The sequence below is a fragment of the Undibacterium parvum genome (genome assembly GCF_003955735.1).
Taxonomy (GTDB): domain Bacteria; phylum Pseudomonadota; class Gammaproteobacteria; order Burkholderiales; family Burkholderiaceae_D; genus Undibacterium; species Undibacterium parvum.
In genome coordinates this window covers 946,353-969,284 of the sequence record NZ_CP034464.1, presented here as the reverse complement: position 1 = coordinate 969,284, position 22,932 = coordinate 946,353, and the positions used below count along the sequence as shown (strand labels likewise).

At 51.9% G+C, this 22,932-nt stretch carries 18 protein-coding genes; 9 read left to right on the top strand and 9 right to left on the bottom strand.

Annotated elements, in window-relative coordinates; all coding sequences use genetic code 11:
- Positions 1–38: 38 nt before the first annotated feature.
- The 3 genes from EJN92_RS04135 to EJN92_RS04125 all read right to left on the bottom strand — a co-directional run bounded on the left by EJN92_RS04135 (position 39) and on the right by EJN92_RS04125 (position 1,959).
- The gene (locus EJN92_RS04135) at positions 39–419 is read right to left on the bottom strand and encodes a hypothetical protein (protein ID WP_126126653.1); all 381 of its coding nucleotides are present in this window, start codon (positions 417–419) and stop codon (positions 39–41) included.
- 202 nt (positions 420–621) lie between these two features.
- Positions 622–1,017, bottom strand: a complete 396-nt coding sequence (locus EJN92_RS04130) for a hypothetical protein (protein ID WP_126126652.1) — start codon at positions 1,015–1,017, stop codon at positions 622–624.
- A 42-nt stretch (positions 1,018–1,059) separates the two neighbouring features.
- On the bottom strand, positions 1,060–1,959 hold the full coding sequence (locus tag EJN92_RS04125; protein WP_126126651.1) for a DMT family transporter: 900 nt from the start codon (positions 1,957–1,959) through the stop codon (positions 1,060–1,062).
- Between the two features lie 207 nt (positions 1,960–2,166).
- Between EJN92_RS04125 and EJN92_RS04120 the strand changes: the two genes are divergently transcribed.
- Positions 2,167–3,192: a transglutaminase domain-containing protein gene (locus tag EJN92_RS04120; protein ID WP_126126650.1), complete on the top strand. Its 1,026-nt coding sequence runs from the start codon at positions 2,167–2,169 to the stop codon at positions 3,190–3,192.
- 233 nt (positions 3,193–3,425) lie between these two features.
- Here the strand turns inward: EJN92_RS04120 and EJN92_RS04115 are convergent, their stop codons facing one another.
- Positions 3,426–4,457, bottom strand: a complete 1,032-nt coding sequence (locus EJN92_RS04115; RefSeq protein WP_126126649.1) for a Glu/Leu/Phe/Val family dehydrogenase — start codon at positions 4,455–4,457, stop codon at positions 3,426–3,428.
- Positions 4,458–4,535: 78 nt separating this feature from the next.
- Here EJN92_RS04115 and EJN92_RS04110 point away from each other — a divergent pair, with 78 nt between their 5' ends.
- Positions 4,536–4,748 (top strand): hypothetical protein, encoded by a 213-nt coding sequence (locus tag EJN92_RS04110; RefSeq protein ID WP_170174865.1) that lies wholly within the window; start codon positions 4,536–4,538, stop codon positions 4,746–4,748.
- A 169-nt stretch (positions 4,749–4,917) separates the two neighbouring features.
- Here the strand turns inward: EJN92_RS04110 and EJN92_RS04105 are convergent, their stop codons facing one another.
- On the bottom strand, positions 4,918–6,135 hold the full coding sequence (locus tag EJN92_RS04105; RefSeq protein ID WP_126126647.1) for an SO2930 family diheme c-type cytochrome: 1,218 nt from the start codon (positions 6,133–6,135) through the stop codon (positions 4,918–4,920).
- Positions 6,136–6,223: 88 nt separating this feature from the next.
- Positions 6,224–7,708, bottom strand: coding sequence for a parallel beta-helix domain-containing protein (locus tag EJN92_RS04100; RefSeq protein WP_126126646.1), 1,485 nt, complete (start codon positions 7,706–7,708; stop codon positions 6,224–6,226).
- A gap of 393 nt (positions 7,709–8,101) precedes the next feature.
- Between EJN92_RS04100 and EJN92_RS04095 the strand changes: the two genes are divergently transcribed.
- Positions 8,102–9,112 (top strand): AraC family transcriptional regulator, encoded by a 1,011-nt coding sequence (locus EJN92_RS04095; RefSeq protein WP_126126645.1) that lies wholly within the window; start codon positions 8,102–8,104, stop codon positions 9,110–9,112.
- Between the two features lie 58 nt (positions 9,113–9,170).
- Here EJN92_RS04095 and EJN92_RS04090 read toward each other — a convergent pair whose 3' ends face one another.
- A complete protein-coding gene (locus EJN92_RS04090; protein WP_126126644.1) occupies positions 9,171–10,040 on the bottom strand; it encodes a LysR substrate-binding domain-containing protein in 870 nt (289 codons plus the stop codon).
- A 252-nt stretch (positions 10,041–10,292) separates the two neighbouring features.
- Between EJN92_RS04090 and speB the strand changes: the two genes are divergently transcribed.
- Positions 10,293–11,255 (top strand): agmatinase, encoded by a 963-nt coding sequence (gene speB / locus EJN92_RS04085; protein WP_126126643.1) that lies wholly within the window; start codon positions 10,293–10,295, stop codon positions 11,253–11,255.
- A gap of 225 nt (positions 11,256–11,480) precedes the next feature.
- Here speB and EJN92_RS04080 read toward each other — a convergent pair whose 3' ends face one another.
- Complete coding sequence (locus EJN92_RS04080; RefSeq protein WP_126126642.1) at positions 11,481–12,539, bottom strand: AraC family transcriptional regulator; 1,059 nt, start codon at positions 12,537–12,539, stop codon at positions 11,481–11,483.
- 120 nt (positions 12,540–12,659) lie between these two features.
- Between EJN92_RS04080 and EJN92_RS04075 the strand changes: the two genes are divergently transcribed.
- Genes EJN92_RS04075 through EJN92_RS04065 form a run of 3 tightly spaced genes read left to right on the top strand, consistent with a single transcriptional unit; the run spans position 12,660 to position 17,523 of the window.
- The gene (locus EJN92_RS04075; protein WP_126126641.1) at positions 12,660–14,273 is read left to right on the top strand and encodes an FAD-binding oxidoreductase; all 1,614 of its coding nucleotides are present in this window, start codon (positions 12,660–12,662) and stop codon (positions 14,271–14,273) included.
- Positions 14,270–15,904: a glycerol-3-phosphate dehydrogenase/oxidase gene (locus EJN92_RS04070; RefSeq protein WP_126126640.1), complete on the top strand. Its 1,635-nt coding sequence runs from the start codon at positions 14,270–14,272 to the stop codon at positions 15,902–15,904. The genes EJN92_RS04075 and EJN92_RS04070 overlap by 4 nt, the downstream gene beginning before the upstream one ends.
- A 59-nt stretch (positions 15,905–15,963) precedes the next feature.
- Entirely contained in the window at positions 15,964–17,523 is a 1,560-nt protein-coding gene (locus EJN92_RS04065) for an FGGY-family carbohydrate kinase (RefSeq protein ID WP_126126639.1), read from the top strand.
- Between the two features lie 10 nt (positions 17,524–17,533).
- Here EJN92_RS04065 and EJN92_RS04060 read toward each other — a convergent pair whose 3' ends face one another.
- Positions 17,534–18,139, bottom strand: a complete 606-nt coding sequence (locus EJN92_RS04060; RefSeq protein WP_126126638.1) for a dienelactone hydrolase family protein — start codon at positions 18,137–18,139, stop codon at positions 17,534–17,536.
- Between the two features lie 354 nt (positions 18,140–18,493).
- Between EJN92_RS04060 and EJN92_RS04055 the strand changes: the two genes are divergently transcribed.
- Complete coding sequence (locus EJN92_RS04055) at positions 18,494–19,690, top strand: efflux RND transporter periplasmic adaptor subunit (protein ID WP_126126637.1); 1,197 nt, start codon at positions 18,494–18,496, stop codon at positions 19,688–19,690.
- A gap of 3 nt (positions 19,691–19,693) precedes the next feature.
- Positions 19,694–22,897, top strand: coding sequence for an efflux RND transporter permease subunit (locus EJN92_RS04050; RefSeq protein ID WP_126126636.1), 3,204 nt, complete (start codon positions 19,694–19,696; stop codon positions 22,895–22,897).
- Positions 22,898–22,932 lie beyond the last annotated feature (35 nt).

Genomic DNA, 22,932 nt, shown 5'->3' with positions numbered 1-22,932 from the left:
AAGAATACTTTTGAAATTTAGAATAAATGACGATGGCGCTAAGGGAAATCGGCTATTTCCTGCGGTGGCGCGCGCGAAAGAAAGTAAATCTGTGGCTGAGCCAGCCAGATTAAGAGCGCCGGTGATAAGCCCAAATTGTAATGAAGATGCTTAGTGACTAGCGCTAGCTCGCTAGTCACTAAGCCGGCGGCAAGACTCAATGCATCCAGCAAGAGGCAAGAATGGCGCAGATCTACATCGCCAGACTGTGCGCTGCTGATGCTGTGCACTTGCGCTTTAGCAGGTGTCGGGTGCGCCAGTCTGTGGAAAAATCCTGTGCATTGCGCCAGCAAAAATACTGAGACCAGGAAGCCAGCCAGCAGCGCGCGTTTGGCACTGCTGATGACAGGCGTCAATACAGAAAAATGGTGTGTGAGCATATTCTCTCAGGTGCGTGAGAAAAAAACTGATACGCGATTAGCACAACACCTTCGCCTTCGTCTTCTCAACAGTAAACGATTTACTGAGTATGAGATGTCAGATTTTTGCGCTGGTGGTGGTGCTTGAATTGAGCAAAAGTTTAATGAGCGTAAAACTAAGCAGCAGCGTAAGCCGCGGGCACTGCTTAGCCTATCGATAGCGCTAATGTGTTTGCGGCGGGGCGCGTGACTGAAATACGCAGACGGTTCTGGCGACATAGGTTGGTGTCGCTCTGGGCAAGGCAACTTCCGCGGCCAGTGGCGTGGCCTTGAAAAGACCTGCATCACTGCTGAGCGCAGAGCCGACTTGGGCGTATGCCAAACAGTGGTCGCAGACTTGTTCCGTAGGTAATTGTTTGACTTTAACGCTGCTGGAACTGAAATCAGACAGATGCGAAATGGCGTGCGCAAACCCCATCTGTTGCGTAAACAACAGTAGCAATGCCAGAAAAATGGCAGTGAAATAAGCAGGTGAACGGCGGCGGTTTTGCACGGCAGTTAGATCAAAGTGGGCGTAACAAGGACGCTCATTGTAATAGAAAGGCGAATTTTCTACCACGCTTTAAAAATAGCCAGGTTGATGGCATGCACAATAAAGACTTCATTGGGCATGTGGCGCGCTAGGCGGGGTTTTTTGCAGATACAGCGGCACCAGTTGCGCGATCAACATGCCCGCCAGCATCAGGGCACAGCCAAAGATCGCCCGTGCGCTCAAGGTTTCACCAAGCACCAGCCAGGCAGCGAGCGCGGCAAATACCGACTCCATACTAAAGATGATCGCCGCATGGGAAGGGATGGCGTTACGCTGCGCCACCACTTGCAAGGTATAGCCTATCCCCACCGACAGCACACCGCCATACAAGATAGCCGGCAGCGCCTGCACCAAGTGCTGCGATGCCAGATTTTCAAAGATTAACGACAAGATCAGACATGCGATACCGCATACAAAAAATTGCACCACCGATAAACGTATAGGATCGTGTTTCTTGGATAAGGCTGATAGCAAGATCACATGGGCGGCCCAAGCCAGCGTACCCAGCAATTGCAGATAATCACCCTTGGCGACGACGAAGTCGCCTTGCACACTTAAAAAATACATACCAATTGCCGCCAAAGCAACCCCGACCCAGGTCGCAGTATGCATTTTGTGGCGTAAGAATAAGCCTATGATGGGCACGATCACCACGTACAGGCTGGTGATGAACCCAGCATTCGCCACCGAGGTAAATTGCAGGCCAACTTGTTGTAGATTAATGCCGACAGCGATGATCAAGCCGAGCAGGGCGCCATCGCGCCACAGACTCTCGCTACTGGCGTTTTCTGGCGCACTACGATAATAGATGAGAGGTAATAACAGCAAAGCCCCTAACAAAAAGCGTGACGCCGAATAAAAAAACGGCCCCACCGCATCCATGCCTAAACGCTGCGCCACAAAGGTCGAGCCCCAGATCATGGCAATAAACAACATTAATAAATCAGCCCGGAAACTTTGACGCGTCATCGTGCGCTCTCGTGGTTTTTTGTGAAGGGCGTCAGCTTGCCCTAAAGCGCAGGCTCTGGCTATTCCTATCTAAAATTTATTTTCATAGAAAAATTTCAATTGACCAGAATACTTGCCGTGAGGCACACTTTTCAGGTGGCGCCTTGATTTGTTTGGTCGCCTGCAAAAGGCTTTTGGCCTCAATCTTGAATTCAGCAGGAGTCCCTCATGTCTTCTTATCGGTTTTTGTCGGCGTCCTGGCTTGCTACTGCACTTTGCCTCAGTGCCAACGTCAGTGCCCACGATGTGAGTGAAAAGCAACGCGCCGCCATCGACGCCCACGCGCTGGCGACCCCTTCCGAGATTGAGGCCAATAGCAAGTCACTGGCCACTTATCTGGTGCAGGATTTACACAGCGACACTGAAAAAGTACGGGCGATTTATCGTTGGATCAGTGATCGCATCACTTACGATGTGGATGCCTTTTTAAGTGGAAATGTGCAGAGCATGTCCAGCGCCGAGGTCTTGCAAAAGCGGGTCAGCGTATGTGGTGGATTTTCTGCCTTGTTCGAAGAATTAGCCACCCAGGCCGGTTTGGAGGTGAAGAGCATCGCTGGCTATGCCAAGTCTTACGGAACGGTACAGGGCACCCATTTCGAGAAGCCCAATCACGCCTGGAATGCGATCAAAGTAGATGGCGAGTGGCGCATGATTGATGCCACCTGGGGTGCTGGTTATGTCAAAGAAGGCAAGTACAGCAAAGTACTCTCAGAAACTTTTTTTCTGGCGCCACCAGAGCAATTTGTGTTTAGTCATTTACCAGCAGAAGAGCGCTGGCAATTGCAGCGCACGCCCCATTTGTCGCAACAAGAATTTGAAGCTTTACCGTTGATACAACCGACGTTTTTTCATAACGATATCTCCGCCAGCGAGGCCTGGAATACCGCCAAAAAATCCGATTTTTCTGGCAGTTTTGTGCACACTTTTGATTTGCCGTATCACGTGGCTGCGATCCAGCTTGCGCCGCTGGAGTATCAATTGAAGCTCGATCAGGCCTATCAATTCAAGATCAACACCGAAGTATTTGAAAAAATCGCTCTGGTACAAAGCAATCTCTGGATAGAGATGGGCAGGCAAGAACGAGAGTTCTCAATCAATTTCAGCTCTAAAATTGAGGGCGAATTACAGGTCATGGCCAAGAAATACGGTGAGGCGGAATACACCAGCTTATTAGCCTATGAGCTCAGACCTTAAGCGGGGCGAAGCACTAGCATCAACTTCAGGCTTGCTGCCGCGTAGCAACTACTCTGCATAAATTTTTAAGGCATAGGCCCAGCGCGCATATTCCATGCGGGTTTCCAGCCTGCCTGGCCGCTAAGCCGCATCGGATATGCGCCTTGGGCAGGGTGCTATATCTCTTTATTAAGCCGCAAAGTAAAAAGCCCGATAGCGCTGTGCGCTATCGGGCTTTTTTTAATGCGTTTGCTTTAGTTCTTGAAACGCGCCTCGGCGATGCGATCAGCGACCACGCTGGTCGGCAAGCCTTCGCTGTCGGCGCGCGCGAACACTTCTGCCAGCGTCTCGCCGATGCGGCGTACGTGGGCGTCCATGCCGTCTTCCGGCGTGTTCATGTACTCGTAGCAGACCTTGATGATGCCACCGGCATTGATGACGAAATCGGGTGCGTACAAAATGCCTTTTTGACGACACACTTCGCCCATGTCGGCAGTGGCCAACTGGTTGTTAGCAGCACCGGCGACGATCTTCGCTTTCAGACGCGACAGCGTGTCTGGATTTAAAGTGGCGCCCAGAGCGCATGGTGCGTAGATGTCGGCTTGCACGTCGTAGATCTCATTGATGCCGACTACCTCTGCATGCAGTTCTTCTTGCGCGCGTTTCAGTGATGCCTGGTCGATATCGGCAACGATCAGCTTGGCACCGGCAGCGTGCAATTGGCGCGCATAGTCGTAACCGACGTGGCCCAGACCTTGCAATGCGACGACCAAACCTTCCATGCTATCGCGTTTGAGGTGATGTTTGACGGCAGCCTGGGCGCCGACGAAGCAACCGAGTGCGGTAAATGGGGATGGATCGCCACGATCGCCCAGACCGGCGACATACTTGGTTTTGCCAGCGACATACGCCATGTCAGACGGGCTAGTGCCGACGTCTTCTGCTGTGATGTAACGGCCGGACAGGCGTTCCAGGGCTTCACCCAAGGCTTCAAACAAGGCCGGGGTTTTGTCAGTTTTTGGATTGGCAATGATCACGCTTTTGCCGCCACCGATAGGCAGGCCAGCGACCGCGTTTTTGTAGGTCATACCGCGCGACAGGCGCAAAGCATCGCGCAGCGCTTCGGCTTCCGTGGCGTAATTCCACATGCGGCAACCACCCATGGCAGGGCCGAGTTTGGTGTTGTGGATAGCGATGATGGCTTTGAGGCCGGATTTGGCTTCTGAGGCGAACACTACTTGTTCGTGGTTGTCGAAATTGATTTCGTTAAATACAAAGGCGGTCATGCTTATGGCTCCGCGCGGTGGAGATCACACACCGGATAGGGCGGGTGACAATGCATCGCGTAAAAAGATTAAAAATAAATGGGCGAAAAAAATGGGGGAAACATGGCAAAAACAAAAATAAATCCAGACAAATCTAGACAAAAGCAGCGGGTTGTTGCCGCCAGTATCAAACGCAGTGATTGTGTCACGCGCGCTGAAGTATACGGGATAGGGGGGCGAAACTCAACCGCAGCGGCGCTGGCTAAACTGTTTATGATGTTTTGGATAAGGCTTTGCGGTGCACTGCTGTAGCTGTCATCGAATACCCGATTGGCGCTGCAAGGTATTCTCTATGCCGTGGGGTGGGCCGATTGCCCTGCCAGCGCGCATATTTCCTGCGCTGCATATAAAAACCGCGGGGCGCCACTGCCTTACATAGCAGTGGCGCCCCGAATTGGCTTATCAGTTACTTATTAGCTGCTTATGGCGCGGAGCATTCTGCCGCACTCATGCCAGCGATCCACTCGCTTAACATGGCGTTGGCTTCGACGTGGTTAGAGGCGCGACCTATCACTGGCATCACTGCTTCTGAGTCGGTATGGCTAGTGCGATACAACAAGATAGAGGTCTCAGGTGAACCCGGCACAATATCGTATTGGTAAGGTAAGCCAGGACCGCCGTAGGCCAAAGGTTTTTTGCAGATGCCGCGCTTTACCGCGTCCACCAAAGGATTGGCGGTTTGATTAAAGCCGAGTAGTAAACCGCTTTGTTGCGCTTGGCCGCTGGTCGAATGGCAGTGCGCGCAATTGGCGTCTAAGTAGGCTTTGGCACGCGCATCCAGGGTTTGCGTGGTGTCAGTCCAGTCGGCCGCTTTGGGTGCCGCTGCCGAATTGATGTAGCCACTTAACAGACCCAGGTCGTTCAAATTATCTAGCTGATTCTTGACTCCGCTGGCATACGCATAGGTTTTGTTCATGCCATGTGCTTTCGGGCCTATCGGTAAAATGGCACCGCCACCGGCTGAAGTTGTGGCGTGACATTGCTGACACTGCTGCGCGCTGGGGACTTTATAGCTAATTTTCTGATGCGAGGCATCGCTGCTGACTAACTCTACTTTTTTGACATCACCGCCAATTTTTAAGTAGGCTTCTTTTTGCTCGTCGTCCCACACATACGGCAATCCCATCCAGCTGCCATCACTTTGTTTTACCAGTAGGCGGGTTTCTATCATGCGGTTTTTGCTCAAGTCCAGACTATCGCCTTGCACGGTTTGATGGCTGACCGCTTGCGCACCGATGTAGCTGGCATCATTGGCGCTGGCTTTCGGATAGTAAAAAGTTTTAACAATGACCGAACCGTTAGGAAAATCAAAGGGATCTGCGCCATTGCCGTTATAGGTGATTTTGCCGCCCTTAGGGACGTAGATGCTGCGCAATTTACTGGCGTAATCGGAAAACAAAGTCGAGTTCAAATCATAAGGCACGGTGGCCAGATTGAGTTTCATCAGTTTGCCGTCACTCTGCAGTAAATTCCAGCTGGATAATTTATCCGGCACATTGGCGCGATCGAATACCTTGATGTCTGAACCTGGGACGGCAGTGTCGCTAGTGCTGGAGCTGCCGCAGCCTGTCAGTATGCTGCTTAGAAGTATCGCGCTACTTAATAGTACGGTTTTATAAAATTTTAATCTGTAGTTCATGGTCTTAACTCCTAACGAGCAAAAATTGGATGGGAAGTGCGGGACTTCCGTGTCATACGTATGAGCTTTGTTGCTGGCTCAAAAGAGCTTAATTAATTTTGGGAAAAGCTGGAATCGCTGGCAGCGTCAACTGACAGTCCATGCGTGGTGACGAAGGGAAGGTCGGCTGCAAGTATTCGGTCGGTATACCGGCAATCGCTTCCGGCGGTGTTTCTCCAGCCTGCACCGATGCACCTAGTTTTAATCCGATTAAATTAAGATCTAAGGTCTCGTAGGAGATCACTTTGTCGATAAACGGAGTGTCTAAGGAAGTGTTGTTTTTGATGCAAATGCGGCTGCTATCGCTGGCAACCCCGCCTATGCCCAAGCCTCCCATGCCCGGCAGAGGGATGAGTCCTGTGCTTTTTGCCGGATCGAGGATGCCGTCCCATATGCCATAGGGCATTTGCACTGGCAGTCCAGCCGCGCTTAACTGCGCAAACAAGCCGTCCACTACAGGTTTTAGGTCGGTATTGAAGGCACCGCCTGGTGCATAACCCGATTCTGAGACGGTATTATGATGCGCGTACAGACTGTGTATAAAGGGGTTGTAATCCGGATCGTTGATGGTGAAACCCGTGGTCTGATAGCTCAGTGCCAAAATACCGGTAGTTTTGTGGTTCTTGATGATGTTGCCTCTGATTTCTGTATCGTCGGCAGCTAATACCATGATGCCGGTGCCGGGTGGCACTGAGGTCACAAAGCCGGAGGCATTGGCGGCCACCGGGGTGTTGTTATCGTGGATGTTATTGTTTTGTATTAGAACGCCGGAGCCCTTCTTAAAGCGATAGGTGCCTGGCAGTGAAAACACCAAGACGCCGCCGGTGTTGTTATGCAAATTATTGTTTTCGACGATGGCATTGAGCGAGTTTTCTATTTCTACGCCAGCCACGTTTAGATACACTTCATTGTTACTGACCACAATATTTTGTGATTGGCCGACATAAATGCCGGCATCCTCAGAGCCTATCACCTTACAGTTTTTGACGATGATATTGTCCGAGTTAACCGGATACAAGCCATAAGCCATTTTCGAAGTCAGGGTAGGATTGATCATCCATTCGGCCCGCAGACCATCCATAGTCACATTGGTCGAAGCGGAGACAAATACAGCATTACCAGCCGCATCTTCGACGGCAAAATTTTTCAAGGTAACCGTTTTGACGTTACTGATCTGCAAGCCATTACGCGAACTGGCATCCTTAAACGATAAAATCGTATCGATACTAGGATTGGTGCCGTTGCCTTTTCCTATAATCGTGACACCGTGGGTGTTCATGATTAAAGGACGATCAAACTGAAATTTTCCGGCTGGTAGCACCAGCGTCGAGCCTTCTTTCAGACGGAATAGGATATTACTCATGTCGCTGTCATTCATCTGCGCGGCAGTGACGATGACTTCTATTGCGGCAGGCGGTGTCGGCGTAGTGCTGGTGTTCGGACTGTCACTGCCACCGCAACTGGCCAGTGTGAGAATGGCAGCGGTAGCTAGTGCTGTCAGCGGAAAGCGGTGAATGTAGGACGTATTTCTCATACAGGTGTCTCCAGTAGTTTTATTATGGGTAATTCAAATGCAAGGACTGACATTCAAAAAAAAGAAAAATAAATGTCGAATCAGCACTTATCGCAATGCAGCATTGAAATTTTCACGCTAAAACAAAAAAACAGCATTTTTATGCTTTGCGAAAATTTTTTACTTGTAATTATTTTCTTGCTTGGTTTAGGTTAAATCGATATTGTGTGCCATATCAGGTAGGAATATATTTATAATATAACTCTACTTAATTCGACGTGTTTAGCAATTTGTTATTGATAACCATTGAATTATTATAGAGCCAGCGAGGTTTTTTATAATTGCAGAACAAGCCTAAATATGTACAATTCGTGCCAAAATATATCGAGGTAATATGTTGCGCTGCACTAATTCATGAATCGCCAGAGCTCTACCATATCGATTGGTCTTGCCAACGATTTACTAGAGGGTTTTCGTGCTGATGCCGTGTTAACACAGCGCCTGATCGCCAAGGCTGAAATCGCCCCTGAATTGCTGGCCGAGCAGGGCGGGCGTATCACGATAGAGCAATTTTCCACTTTATTGCGCCAGACGGCACTGCTGTTAGACGATGAGACACCGGGTTTTTTTTCCAGACCCTTGCGTAACGGTACACTTAAATTTCTCTGTCTGGGAATGTTGGACGCGCCTAATCTGGACATCGCTTTGCATAGATTCGTAAGTTTTTTTCGCTTGGTACTGGACGATATGGGGTTTGAAATTCAGCGTGGCGAGCGTCTCACGCGCATTGCTTTGGTCGAGCGTGTCGCGCCGCAAGGTGTGCGTGTCTTAGTGCATGAATTGATGTTGAAACTGGTTCACGGTGTGGCTTCATGGATGATAGGGAGAAAAATACCTTTGGAGCAGGTCGATTTTTCCTATTCACGGCCGACGCGGGCGACTGAGTATGTGTATTTATTTCCCGGCCCCATACATTTTGATCAGCCGGCAACCGCCGTGTACTTCGATACTGAATATTTGAGTGCGCCGCTACGCCAGGATAAAAGTGCGCTGAATCAATTTCTCCGTAATGCGCCAGCCGATTGGTTGTACGTACCGTTTAATGACAAGATACTGACCCACCATATTCGCGATTATCTCGAATCGCGCTTGGCGACTGTAACGAATGTAGCTTCGACCGCCAAGGCCTTGCATTTCTCAGTACGTACGCTGTCGCGTCGTTTGGCGGAAGAAGGCACGAGTTTTCAAGTAGTAAAAGATGAGTTGCGCCGGGATATGGCCATCTTGCAACTGATTAAAACGGAGTTGCCGGTGGCCGAGATAGGTTTGAGCCTGGGATACGATGATACGACCACGTTTAGCCGCGCCTTTAAGCAGTGGACCGGTAGTGCGCCCGGCACTTATCGTCGTCTAGGCATTGGCTAGCCTTGAGCTCTAGATTTTAGTCCACATGGTTGCGATAGCACGGCTTAGCTCTTTCGAGTTAAGCCGAAATCCGCAACCATTCAAAGACGATTTCTACCGCTGGTGTGCGGGCTAATAACTTGGATTTGGTCAGCCACTTTTGCGGCAATGGCAGGCTAGGGATTTGTGTGAGCGCAATGACGCGGCCCTTGCGCAGCGCCGCTTCGGCAGTTAGCCGGGATAGCATGGCAATCCCCAGTTCCTCTTCGGCGGCTTGCAAACGCAAGCGTGTATCTTCTAGTGTGATGCCACGTTGACTGATGATCTTTTGCTCGGCCAGCCAGGGCGCCCATTCGGGATAAGCTTCATCGATGATCAAAGGGGCCGCTTGCAATACTTGTGGGAAGGGCAGCGCCAGTAGTCTTTGTGCTAATTCTGGTCCGCATACTGCCACCGCAGTATCATCGAGCAATTTAACCGAGCTCATTTCAGCGTTACTCAACTCCTGTGTCGAGATGATCAGGTCTACGTCTATCCTGTCGATCTCGCGTAGCTCATCTTGCGTGATCAGCCATACCTCGAGCTTAGGATGCTGCTCCCTTAACCGCCGCAAACGCGGCATCAGCCAGCCACTGGCAAAGTCGGGCGCGCAAGCCAGCAGTACCGAATCGGGATTGCGGTAAGGCTCTATCCTTTCTCTGCCATCGGTTAAGGTCTTCAATGTGAGGCGCACTGTTTCACTAAATATTTCACCTGCGGCCGTGAGTTTGACGCCGCGTCCGGCGCGGCTAAACAGCGCCTGACCTACCCAGGCTTCGAGATTTTGTATTTGGTGCGTGATGGCCGATTGGGTCAGCGCAAGCTCAAGCGCGGCGCGTGAGATGCCACCCAATCTGGCGGCAGATTCAAACGCAAGCAAGCTTTGTAGTGGGGGAAGTCGCTTCGTCATAGCTAGCTTTATAAACCTGTATTTAATTCTCTTACTGAATTGAATTATTAGAAAATTCGATGGATGGAGCAATATTTTTCATTATACGAGCTTCCGATTTAAAGACAAAATATAGCCACATTTAAGAATGTGGCGCTAGGAGATCTTCGAGATGGGGTGAGTAACGTAGCTGAAGTAAGCAAGGCGTAGTTTACTTTTTCGTAAAAATGAAATTAAAAAAATTCATATAAATTAAAGATAAGGAATATCAACATGACTGCATCAATTCCAGGTGACGGCGCGATTCGTCACACTTCCCTGTACGGCACTATTCCGGAAAATACTTACTCTGGAGTGTTGAGCTTCATGCGGCGCAAGTATAGTCGCGACTTGACTGGGGTGGATGTGGTGATCTCTGGTATTCCGCTCGATCTGGCCACCACCTTTCGGCCTGGTGCCAGACTTGGCCCTGCCGCCGTGCGAGCTGCCAGTGTGCAGCTCAGTGAACTGATGGCCTTTCCCTGGGGCTTTGATCCCTTTGATGAGTTAGCGGTGATCGATTACGGCGATTGCTGGTTCGATGCACATAATCCCTTGACGATAGCACCGGCGATTACCCAGCACGCCCGCACGATACTGGCTAGCGGCGCCAAGATGCTCACTTTCGGTGGCGATCATTTCATCACTTATCCACTGCTGAAAGCGCATGTGGAAAAAATTGGTAAACCTGTATCGCTGATCCATTTTGATGCTCATTGCGATACCTGGCCCGACGATAATCCTGATTCACTCAATCACGGCACCATGTTTTACAAGGCCGTCAAGGAGGGCTTGATTGATCCCGCGACTTCGGTGCAGATAGGCATACGTACCTGGAATGAAGACTTTATGGGCATCAATGTGATCGATGCACCCTGGGTGCATACGCATGGGGTAGCGGCCGCGTTGGAGCGCATCTTGTCCATCGTTGGTGATCGTCCGACCTACCTGACCTTTGATATTGACTGTCTTGATCCGGCATTTGCGCCCGGTACCGGCACCCCGGTCGCCGGCGGCTTGAGTACGGCGCAGGCGCTGGCGCTGATACGCGGCATGGGACCGGTCAATCTGATCGGCATGGATGTAGTGGAGGTCGCACCGCCTTTCGATCATAGCGAAATCACAGCCTTGGCCGCGGCGCATATCGCTGCTGATTTGCTATGCGTATTGCGGAATCAGAAAGTTGCTAAAAAATAGGGGCGGGCTGGTACTGTTTTCATAGTCTGCTGAACAGTGACTTGATTTGAACAATTCAAAAGCGACCCCGGCCAAGGCGCATATTCCATGCGCTTCTTCAAGCATGCTGGCTTGACAGCCGCATGGGATATGCGCCTTGGCGGGGCACTGGGTGGTGCGCGCTAACTGTTGAGGCACTTATGAAGAAACTCAAAGTCGCTCAAATACGTGCGCACGAATATCCTTTCAGTTCCCTTTGCCGCTTTGCTCGCGGTAGCTGCCGGGACTAAGCCCAAACCAGCCCTTAAAGGCATGGTTGAAGGCGCTTTGCTCCTGGTAGCCCAATAAAAAAGCGATGTCGGCCAGATTAAGTTGACGCTGGCGCAGATAGTCTTTGGCCAGTTCATGGCGGGTCTGATCCAGCACTTGCTGGAAGTTGGTGCCGATCTCGCTGAGCTTTCTTTGCAGGGTACGAGGGCTAAGGCCCAGTTCTTGCGCAATCAGCGCCAGTTTAGCCTGGTCTTTACTTAGATTGTTGATGATGCTGGCGCGCAGTTGGGCGACGATGCCACCATCGGCCTGAGCCCGGCTCTTTTCTTTTAAGAGTGCTTCGGCATGTTGCTGCAAGACCGGATACATGCCAACATCGGCATTCGGTACCGGCCAGGCCAGTAAGGCGGCATCGAAGCTGGCGCTGTTGAGCGGCGCATCAAATATCGGCGCATCGCCAAAGATACGCAGATGTTCACTGCAATCGGCAGGTCTAGAGTGGCAAAATGCGATGGGCACAGCCGGTAAGGGCGCGCCTGCCAACCAATTACCAAACACGCGGATACCGGCAAATACGCTTTCGGCCAAATGCCGGCTGGCGCCCGGGTAGTGGCTATGCCATTGATACTGCGCCAGGTCTTTCTCTATCAATAAATCAGAACGCCCCAAGTCGTGTGCCAGGCCTTCATAGCGCAGCGTTTGCTGGAACACCTGACCAAAGTCATGGCAACTCAAGAGTATTAATCCATACACCGTATAGGTGCCGAGTTTAACGCTCTCGCCTACGTGCAAACCAAAATGTGGGTCATTGCTAAGTTCTGCCGCCACATCCAGCAGGCGTACATAGTCACTCGCTGCTAGTGTCTCGGGTAAGGGTGACAGTGCCGCCAAGGGTAAATCAGCGGCCTGAGCCAGTGCCGGCAGGGTCACGCCGCGCGCCAGTGCAACCTCTAGCAATGGTTGTAAATACGCACCAGTGACGCGCCCGCCAGAGCGGCTAGCCACCAGCGCTGTTGTTTTAACAGTGCTTGGCATGAAAGAACAAGTTAGTTGTCATGAATACGCAATACCTTCTTACAGTGCGTGGTTAAGCTAGCGGAAATTCTAAAAATATCGGCAAGTATAGCAATCGCCACCAAATAAAAGGGAAACAAGATGAGACGTTGGAATGGTTGGGGTGATGACAGCATCAATTTTGCAATCAATGACGATGCACTGGCATTTTTGCAGCAACGCATAGGCCAGGGCCAGGCAGTTAGCGATGCCAGCTTGGCGCAGGCTTGCAGCGCGGTACCTGCGAGTCGCCTGCCGCCACATCCTTTGGTCGAGACCGGTGCCGAAGTGCGTATGCGCAATAGTCTTGGGCAAAGCTTACCGGATTGGCTTAAATTGCGTTATGGACGGATAGACAGCTTTCCGGATGGTGTGGCTTTTCCTGAGAGTGGCGAACAGGTGCGTAGTTTGCTGAACTATGCGCAGGCCTGTGGTGCGACAGTGATACCGTATGGCGGTGGTACCAGCGTGGTCGGCCATCTGAGTGTGCCACATGGGCAAGTGCCGGTCTTGAGTATGAATATGTCGCGCCTCTCTGGCCTGATAAATCTGGATAAAACAGCCCAGCTGGCGCGCTTCGGTGCCGGTGTATTTGGCCCAGATCTGGAGGCGCAATTGCGCGCCCAAGGTTATACGCTGGGGCACTTCCCGCAGTCGTTTGAATACTCTAGCCTGGGTGGCTGGATCGTGACACGCTCTTCTGGTCAGCAATCTTTGCGTTACGGTCGTATCGAGCAATTGTTTGCCGGTGGCAGACTAGAAGCGCCTAGCGGCAGGCTAGATATTCCAACTTTCCCGGCCTCGGCGGCCGGTAGCGATTTACGCGAGATGGTGTTAGGTTCAGAAGGTCGTATCGGCATCCTGACCGAAGCCGTGGTCAGAGTCACACCACTGCCCGAACGTGAAGTATTTCATGCGGTATTTTTCCCTGATTGGGATGCTGCGCAAGAGGCGATACGCATGATCGCGCAGGCCAAGTTGCCGCTCTCGATGTTGCGACTGTCAAACGCGACCGAGACATTGACGACCCTGACTCTGGCCGGACACAAAAAACTGATAGGCGCGCTGGAAACTTATCTGGGCTGGCGCGGCTGCAAAGACCAAAAATGTTTGTTAATGCTAGGTGCCAGCGGGCATAAAGCGACGGTGGCGCATGCGATCAAGATGGCGCTGCAGATCGCGCGCCAGCAACAGGGTGTGCCAGTCGGACAGGCGATGGGGCAGAAGTGGAAGCAAAATCGTTTCCGCAGTGTGTATCTGCGTAACTCATTGTGGCAGCAAGGCTATGCCATCGATACGGTAGAAACTGCGTGTGACTGGCCCAAGGTAAAAGGCATGATGCTGACGGTTGAGCAAGCTGCCACCGAGGCGCTGGCGGAGTGCGGCGAGCGCGTGCATACCTACACCCATCTGTCGCACGTGTATGCGCAGGGAGCTAGCGTGTACACCACCTTCGCCTACCGGCTTAGTGGCAATTACGAGCAGGATCTGGCGCGCTGGCAGAATTTGAAAACCGCCGTGTGCGAGGCCATCGTCAGCGGTGGCGGCACCATCAGTCATCAGCATGGCGTCGGCACTGATCATGCGCCGTATCTGAGCGCAGAAAAAGGCGAATTCGGGATCGCTGCAATGCGCCATTTGTATACGCATTTCGATCCGGATGGCATGATGAATCCGGGTAAATTGCTGCCCCCAGAACTGGCTGAGTTCAAATGAATATCGCATCCCCAGATGGTTTGTGGTCGCCTTCCTGGCGCGCACAAATACCGGAGCAATTGGCGCAAGAGTGGGACATCGTGATTGTGGGCGGCGGCATTACCGGTGCCGGTATCTTGCTGGAAGCGGCCCGCCGTGGCTTAAAAGTGTTACTGATAGAGCAGCGTGATTTTGCCTGGGGCACTTCTAGCCGCTCTTCTAAATTGGTGCATGGTGGCTTGCGCTATCTGAAGGAAGGTAAATTTCAGTTGACACGCGAATCGGTGCAAGAGCGTCAAAATTTAATGCAGGAAGCGGCAGGTCTGGTCGACCAGCAAAGTTTCGCGTTTGCCGATTATCGCGGTCGCAAACCCGGGCGTTGGATGTTTGCGCTGGGATTGGCGATCTATGATTTTATGGCCGGTTTGCGCGGTGCCCGTCATTATTATCCTGCCGATGAATTCTTGCAGTTAGCACCTCACATACAGCGTGAGGGGTTGAATGGTGGCATGTGCTACGTCGATGCCAAGACCGACGATGCGCGCATGGTGTTGCGGGTGCTACAAGAAGCCATCAGTATGGGGGCGGTGGCGATCAATTATCTGGCCGCGCGCAGCTTGCTCAGAGTTGATGGACGGGCAGACGGAAACGTGAACGGCCTGGAACTGGTGGACGCCATCAGTGGTGCATCACATTGCGTGCGCGCCAAGCTGATCATCAGCGCCACCGGTGCCTGGGCCGATGGCTTGCGCCAGCAGCAGGGCGCGCCAGCCAAAATACGCCCCTTGCGAGGCAGTCATCTGGTCTTGCCTAACTGGCGTTTGCCGGTAGCGCAGGCTATAAGTCTGATGCACCCTAAAGATGGGCGACCAGTTTTTTGCTATCCATGGGAAGGCGTAACTTTGGTCGGCACCACGGATGTGGATCATGGCGAAAATTTGCAGATAGAGAGCAAGATCACGGCGGATGAAGTGAGCTATCTGATGGCAGCACTGGATTTTCAGTTCCCGCAATTGCAGCTGGACCTGGACGATATTATCGCCACGTATGCCGGAGTACGGCCGGTGATCGCTAGTGGCAAAAGTGATCCGTCCAAAGAAGGGCGCGACCATGCTGTCTGGCTAGAGCAGGGCTTGTTGACGGTGACCGGCGGTAAATTGACAACCTTTCGTCTGATTGCGCTGGACGCCTTAAAGTATGCGGCGGCGCTGCTGCCGGACTGGCACGCTGACTTGACGATCACGCCCTTATTCAAACCTGGGCAAAGCTTGGCGCACGATGCGCGCTTGAGTAGCCAGCAAAGTCTGCGCCTGCAAGGGCATTACGGCGTGCATGCCAAGGCGGTGCTGGCGGCTGCGCAAAACGGCGAGTTGGAAAATATCGCTGGCAGCGCCTGCATGTGGCTAGAGTTGCGCTGGGCGGCACGTCATGAAGCGGTGGTGCATCTGGAAGATTTGCTATTGCGCCGTACTCGCCTGGGAATATTGTTAAAGCAGGGTGGCACTGAAATTCTGCCTCGGATACGTGCCATCTGCCAGCCTGAATTAGGCTGGAGCGACGCTAGATGGGATACTGAGCAAGCCGCGTATCTGGCATTGTGGCATAGCCATTACAGCTTGCCGCCACGCGAGCAAATCAAGGACTGGCGCTAGCAAAACTAGCCCTCGTGCAGCGAACACGCCTACCTAAAAAATACAAAGAGAGACACAGAATGTCGCAATATATTTTGTCTATAGACAATGGCACCCAGAGCGTGCGCGCTTTGCTATTTGATTTGCACGGCAATATTGTCGCTAAGGAGCAAGTACATCTGGAAGCTTATTTCTCGACTCACCCCGGCTGGGCCGAGCATGATGCCGAAGATTACTGGCAAGCGGTGTGCACGGCCTGCCAGCGCCTGTGGGCGCAAAATGCAATTGCGCCGTCTGCGCTTAAGGGCGTGGCGGTGACCACTCAACGCGGCACCATGATCAATCTGGATAAAGACGGCAAGCCCTTGCGAGCGGCGATTACCTGGCTAGATCAGCGCCGCACTGATGAGGTGCCGCCTATCAGTCCCTTATGGAAAATGGCGTTCAAATTAGCGGGAGTGGCGCACACCATCAATTATTTTCGGGGCGAGGCCGAGGCCAACTGGATTAAGGCGAATCAGCCGGAGATCTGGGAAAAGACAGCTAAATATCTGATGCTTTCGGGTTACCTGAACTACCGCTTATGCGGTAGTTTCATCGATTCTATAGGTTCGCAAGTGGGTTATTTGCCGTTTGATTATAAGCGGCTTAAATGGGCTGGACGCAGGGATTGGAAATGGCAAGCCTTGGCCGTGAAGCCCGAGTCGTTACCGCAATTGGTCGCTCCCGCCAGCGTGATGGGGCAGATTACGGCCGCTGCTGCTGCCGCGACCGGCATACCAACAGGCACTCCCTTGCTGGCTGCTGCTGCCGACAAGGCTTGTGAAGTCATCGGAGCCGGCTGCATGCAGCCGCATATAGGTTGCCTTAGTTACGGCACCACAGCCACTATCAATACCACCAGCACTAAATACATAGAGGTAACGCCGCTGATCCCGCCGTATCCAGCGGCAGTGCCAGGCTCATATAGTACCGAGGTACAGATTTTTCGTGGCTATTGGATGGTCAATTGGTTTAAGGAGCAATTTGGTCATCACGAAAAACGTCAGGCAGAACAGCAGGGTGTGTTGGCCGAGGACTTATTCGATGAACTGGTCAATGCAGTGCCGCCCGGCTCTATGGGCTTAATGCTGCAACCTTACTGGTCGCCCGGCATCAAGGTGCCCGGTCCTGAAGCGAAAGGGGCCATCATAGGTTTTGGCGATGTGCATACGCGCGCGCACATGTACCGCGCTATTCTGGAAGGTCTGGCGTATGCATTGCGTGAAGGTAAAGAGCGTATAGAAAAACGCAGTGGTGTCGCGATTACCGAATTGCGTATTTCCGGCGGCGGCTCGCAAAGTGATGCAGCGATGCAATTGACTGCCGATATTTTTGGTTTGCCAACTTCCCGGCCGCATGTGTATGAAACTTCGGGTTTGGGGGCGGCGATTGATGCTGCCGTCGGGCTGGGTTTGTATCCGGATTTTGCCAGCGCGGTCAAGGCCATGACGCGCATAGGAAAAACTTTCTACCCTATCGCCGAGCACCAGAAAACCTATGATGCGCTATATAAAAAAGTGTATCAAAAGATGTATACGCGCCTGCAACCTTTGTATCTGGATATACAGAAAATTACAGGCTATCCGCGTCTGGACTAAACCCTTGAGCTTAGGCGCAGGCCAGCTCAGATCTAGGGTTTGCGCTATGCATGTCCTGTATCTGAGTCGCTAGTTGCTCCAGATACATGGCTTGGATTTTGACGTCAAAGCCGCGTGAATACGGGTTCATGAAGCCGTGGCTGGTAGTGCGTGCCAACTCGGCCTGATGCCCGCGTCTTTGTAATTCTTGTGTGAGTTCCACTGCATCGAAGGCCGCTTCTTTTTCGGCAAAAATTAAACGTAGCGGACAGATGGGTTGTAAATCTTTATGGTCGCGTATGCGCGAACCATAAAACAAAACCGCTGCTTGCAATTGGGCCGCCTCTGGTCGGGCACTGCTCATCCATAGCGCACTGGCACCGGCGCTAAAGCCTATGGCGATACGGATGGTTTTATTCTGTACTGAATTTTCATGCAATAGTGCGCTCACTTTATCGGCGTAACGTGCGACGCCACCGGCCGCCAAAAATGCATGATAGGCTTTTTGCTCGGATTGAAAGTACCGGTCAGTATCATCAAACGGTGACACTAGCAGGCACTCGCAGCCTAAACTACGAACCAGACTAGCTAAGCCTGGGGTAATGCCAAAGACATCGGTGGCAATCAATACGGTCATAGATAAAGCTAGGCCGCCAATTGCAGGCAGCGTAAAAAGCGAATAAACAAGGAGGGCGCAGACTACAGGAGTTTGCTGGCAAACTCAAGCAGCGAAAAATGGAGCTATGAAAATTAGTTCTGTAGGACTTACGCAATATTGTCCCAGCAAGGAGGATACAACGACGCTAGGGCGGTTTTGCGTAAGTCCTATTCTGGAAGCTCGCTTTGAAATTGGCGATTTCAAAATTTATTTGCGGTCTGTTACAACAGATTTCTGTTAATACATTATCATTGCAAGCAGTTTATTTTTGTGTGGTTGAACTTTACCCAAGTCTGACGCTCAAATAGAAAATTTTAATTTCGGAGACCTTCCATGTTGCGACCTAGTTTGCTGATTTACGCCCTGATTTTAACCCTAAGCATGAGTTTGACTGCCTGCAATAAGGGCGATAAAGACAGTAAGTTGTCCGAGTCGGATAAAAAATCCAAAGCCGCTGCGGAAAACCCTTTGCAAGTGACGGCCGAAGATTTGTACATCGTTCGCAGCAATGCGCTCGCTTCTGGCCCCGTGATTACCGGCTCGATACAGCCGGAGCGACGTGCCGATCTGCGCGCCGAAGTCTCTGCCATTGTTTTGCAGGTGCTCAAAGAAAACGGCGAGACCGTGAAAAAGGGTGATCTGCTGGTGCGTCTGGATGACACCTCTATCCGTGACTTGATGACTTCAGCCGAAGAAGCGGCACGCGCCTCGGTACAAAGTTTTGATCAGGCCGAAAGACAGTTTCAGCGCCTCAAGACCTTGCGCGCTTCCGGCATGGCATCGACTCAGCAATTGGAAGACGCGGAAATCCGCCGCAATAATGCGCAAAGCGATTTAGTCGCGGCCAAGGCACGTACCGTGCAGGCACGTCAGCAATTGCAACGCACCGAAGTGCGTGCGCCATTTGACGGTGTCGTCAGTGAACGTAAGGTTTCCAACGGTGATACCGCGCAGATAGGTAAAGAATTAGTCAAGGTGATCGATCCGGCCAGCATGCGTTTTCAAGGTCTGGTCTCGGCCGATAAAATCAATAATGTCAAGCCTGGACAAACTGTGGGCTTCCGCATCAACGGTTACGAGCAGGAATTTGTCGGCAAGGTGAAGCGGGTAGATCCGGCAGCCAATGCCACCACGCGTCAGGTAGAAGTCATGGTCGAATTTGCCGATGCGACTAATCAGCCGCGTGTCTCTGGCTTGTACGCCGAGGGGCGCATTGAAGCAGGTAGTACCCAAACTTTGACGATCGCCAATGGCGCTTTGATCCGTGATGGCGATAAGGCTTCGGCCTGGCGCGTCAAAGACGGTGTCTTGAATAAGGTCGCCGTGGTAGTGGGCGAGCGCGATCCGCGGCGTGGCGATTACGCGTTGCGTTCTGGTTTGGTGGATGGCGATAAAGTGATTGCTAACCCTATGTCCACTCTCAAGGATGGACAAAAAGTGACAATGGTCGCCTCTGCTGGTACATCCGCGTTGGCGCAACCTGCCGCACTCAAGACTATCGTGGCAGCCGAACCGGCTGCGGGGAAATAAACCATGTTTCTATCTGACTTTAGTATCAAGCGGCCGATAGCGACCATCGTCATTATTATCTCGCTCATGTGTCTGGGTTTGCTGGCGCTGAAAAAGCTTAAGGTAAACGAAATACCGAACGTGCAAGAGCCGGTCATGGTGGTGTCCATCCCGTATCCGGGTGCCTCACCAGAGACGGTGGAGCGCGAGATTATCAATCGCATAGAAAAATCCTTGCAGAGTATTTCTGGCGTAACGCAAATTCGTTCGACTGCACGTGAAGGCAGTGCCCAGATCGTCATCATATTTAACTTCAGCAAAAATATGATCGAGGCCTCCGACGAAGTGAGGAATGCGATTTCTACGGTGCGCTACAAATTACCTACCGAGATGCGCGAACCGGTGTTGGAGCGCGAAGATCCCTCGGCCGAACCGATTATGCAATTGGCCTTGTCTTCCAAAACACTGACACATGCCGAAATTTCGCGCATGGCCGAGGATGAATTGTCGGATAAATTCCGCGCAGTCGATGGCGTAGCGGTAGTGAGCGTGAATGGCGCTTTGAAGCGTGAGTTAAGTGTTTTATTACGAGCACAAAAATTACGTGAATATAATATTTCTGTGGGTGAGGTGGTGACTGCTCTGCGCAATCAAAATACCACAGCGCCGGTGGGTAAGGTACGCGGTACTCTGGATGAGCAAAGCATACGCTTGATAGGCCGGATTGAATCACCGGCAGAGTTTGAGCAAATTGTGGTTAAGCGACGTGGCGATGAAGTGGTCCGTCTGGCGCAGGTAGCTACTGTGGCCGATGGCTTTGCCGAAATTAATGGTTTGAGCATACGTAGCGGCAACCCCAACGTCGGGATTTTTATCACCCGTTCGCGTGAAGCTAGTACCGTCTCAGCGGCAAATAAAATCCGCAAATTGGTCGATGAAATCAACAAAACTTTGCCTGCTGGTACTAAATTAGAAATTACCCGCGATGGCGGTAAAGACGCTGAGAGTAATCTCAATCAAGTCATAGAGTCGCTGATGTTCGGCGCGGTACTGACGATATTTGTGGTGTATGTATTTCTTAATTCCTGGCGCTCGACCCTGATCACTGCACTTAGTTTGCCGACTTCGGTGATTGCTGCCTTTATCGCGGTCTGGCTGTGCGGTTTTACGCTTAACTTCATGACCTTGCTGGGCTTGTCGCTGGCGATCGGGGTTTTGATTGATGATGCGATTGTGGTGCGTGAAAACATCGTGCGTCATATGGAGATGGGCTCGGATCGTCGCACTGCAGCACTCAACGGCACTGCCGAAATCGGTATGGCAGTCGCTTCCACCACGTTTTCTATCATCGCGGTATTTATTCCGGTTGCCTTTATGCCAGGTATCTCGGGTGAATGGTTTCGCCCGTTTGCCTTAACCGTGACCAGTTCCGTGATCGTTAGTCTGTTCATTTCATTTACTCTCGATCCTATGTTGTCGGCTTATTGGGGCGACCCGGTCGGTGAGCATCTGAAGCCGAAAAAAGGCCTGAGCTTGAAGCTGGAGCGCTTTAATCACTGGTTTGATCATCAAGCCGACCGTTACGGTAATGTGATTGCCTGGGCTTTGCATCACAGACGTTGGATGGCGATCATCGCTGGCGCGAGTCTGGTTGGCGCGATTGCACTGCATGCAAAATTTGGCGGTACCAGTTTCATGCCAGCGGCTGATAACGGCACCATCATGATCGATGTGCGCACGCCTTCCAGCGGTAGTCTAGAATATGCGCGCCTTAAAGTTGAAAAAGCGGCTGAGCTGGCGCGTACTTTGCCGGAAACCAAGGCCACCAATAGCAATGTGAATATCACTGGTGGCCGTGTTTACGTGGATCTGGGTAAGAGCACCGAGCGCAAACGTTCAGCGGTAGATATTGCGATCGATTTGCGTAAATTGGTCGGTACCATCATCGGTGCCGAATACGTGGTGCAAGACGATTTGCAAAATGGTGGTGGTAAGCCGGTGCAGATACGTTTCTCCGGGCCTGATTCTCGCAAGTTGATGGAGATAACCACGGCCTTCGTCGAAAAATTGCGCAAGGTCGAGGGAGCGGTGGATGTCGGTTTATCTGAGCAAGATCCTAAAGATGAATTACAGATAGAGTTAAATCGCGGTCTGGCCAATTCCCTGGGGATCTCGGTCAACGATGCAGCGCAAGCCTTACGGGTGGCGTTTGCTGGGGTAGAAGTGGGTGACTGGGTCGATCCTACCGGTGAGGCACGCGATGTGGCGGTACGCCTGCATCCGGAAGACCGGGTCAGTGCCGAGAATATCGAACATTTGCCGATTGCCGTCAGCGGTAGCGACAAGATGGTGCCTTTGGATCAGATCGCCAAAATCACCATGGGCAAAGGGCCGGCCAAGATCAATCACTCAGATGGCAAGCGCATGATCGCGGTGTCGGCCAATGTACAAGGTCGCTCTTCTGGCGAAGTCACTACGGACGCGATGAAGATCGCCAAAGCCATCGATTTCCCTGCCGGTTATGGAATAGAACTGGGTGGCGCTTCGAAAGATCAGGATGCCTTATTTACTGAAATGACGATAGCGCTGGTCTCAGGTATAGGCTTGATGTACCTGATCTTGGTGATGCAGTTTGGCTCATTTACTGCACCTATCGCGGTGATGTTGTCCTTGCCGCTCAGTTTGATCGGCGTCGTGTTGGCGCTATTACTGACACGCGGTACCTTGAACCTGATGAGCTTCATCGGTGTCATCATGTTGATGGGGCTGGTGGCGAAGAATGCCATACTCTTGCTCGATTGTGCGCGCAAGCGTGAAGCCGAAGGCTATGAGCGCGAAGAGTCGCTGATGTATGCCGGCCGCATGCGTTTGCGGCCTATCCTGATGACCACCTTCGCTTTGATCGCAGGTATGCTGCCAGTGGCTATCGGCATGGGTGAGGGCGGTGAATTCTATCGTCCGCTGGCGGTGGCGATTATCGGCGGTACGATTACCTCCACTTTGCTCACTTTGCTGGTGGTGCCCACTTTCTATGACAGTATAGAAATAGCCCGCGATAGTGCAATTGCCAAATACCGTGCACGTGAAATCCGCTGGAATGCTTTGCTGGCGTTTTTTATGACGCTGATTGAGGCGCTGTTGGCTTTGACTTTTGTTCGTTTGATTTATCGCTCACTGAAAAAGCTGTTGTCTATCCTGATAAATCGAAATTCAGTTCGCACTAGCTGATATTTGCAAAAGCCCTAGCAATTTAGTCTGGGAAA

Bases quoted from the DNA above. Each gene is read 5' to 3' on its own strand.
- EJN92_RS04115 (WP_126126649.1), bottom strand. From the start codon at position 4,457: ATGACCGCCTTTGTATTTAACGAAATCAATTTCGACAACCACGAACAA.
- EJN92_RS04060 (WP_126126638.1), bottom strand. From the start codon at position 18,139: ATGACCGTATTGATTGCCACCGATGTCTTTGGCATTACCCCAGGCTTA.
- EJN92_RS04070 (WP_126126640.1), top strand. From the start codon at position 14,270: ATGAATATCGCATCCCCAGATGGTTTGTGGTCGCCTTCCTGGCGCGCA.
- EJN92_RS04065 (WP_126126639.1), top strand. From the start codon at position 15,964: ATGTCGCAATATATTTTGTCTATAGACAATGGCACCCAGAGCGTGCGC.
- EJN92_RS04120 (WP_126126650.1), top strand. From the start codon at position 2,167: ATGTCTTCTTATCGGTTTTTGTCGGCGTCCTGGCTTGCTACTGCACTT.
- EJN92_RS04100 (WP_126126646.1), bottom strand. From the start codon at position 7,708: ATGAGAAATACGTCCTACATTCACCGCTTTCCGCTGACAGCACTAGCT.
- speB (WP_126126643.1), top strand. From the start codon at position 10,293: ATGACTGCATCAATTCCAGGTGACGGCGCGATTCGTCACACTTCCCTG.
- EJN92_RS04050 (WP_126126636.1), top strand. From the start codon at position 19,694: ATGTTTCTATCTGACTTTAGTATCAAGCGGCCGATAGCGACCATCGTC.
- EJN92_RS04110 (WP_170174865.1), top strand. From the start codon at position 4,536: ATGGGCGAAAAAAATGGGGGAAACATGGCAAAAACAAAAATAAATCCA.
- EJN92_RS04105 (WP_126126647.1), bottom strand. From the start codon at position 6,135: ATGAACTACAGATTAAAATTTTATAAAACCGTACTATTAAGTAGCGCG.
- EJN92_RS04090 (WP_126126644.1), bottom strand. From the start codon at position 10,040: ATGACGAAGCGACTTCCCCCACTACAAAGCTTGCTTGCGTTTGAATCT.
- EJN92_RS04055 (WP_126126637.1), top strand. From the start codon at position 18,494: ATGTTGCGACCTAGTTTGCTGATTTACGCCCTGATTTTAACCCTAAGC.
- EJN92_RS04125 (WP_126126651.1), bottom strand. From the start codon at position 1,959: ATGACGCGTCAAAGTTTCCGGGCTGATTTATTAATGTTGTTTATTGCC.
- EJN92_RS04095 (WP_126126645.1), top strand. From the start codon at position 8,102: ATGAATCGCCAGAGCTCTACCATATCGATTGGTCTTGCCAACGATTTA.
- EJN92_RS04080 (WP_126126642.1), bottom strand. From the start codon at position 12,539: ATGCCAAGCACTGTTAAAACAACAGCGCTGGTGGCTAGCCGCTCTGGC.
- EJN92_RS04135 (WP_126126653.1), bottom strand. From the start codon at position 419: ATGCTCACACACCATTTTTCTGTATTGACGCCTGTCATCAGCAGTGCC.
- EJN92_RS04075 (WP_126126641.1), top strand. From the start codon at position 12,660: ATGAGACGTTGGAATGGTTGGGGTGATGACAGCATCAATTTTGCAATC.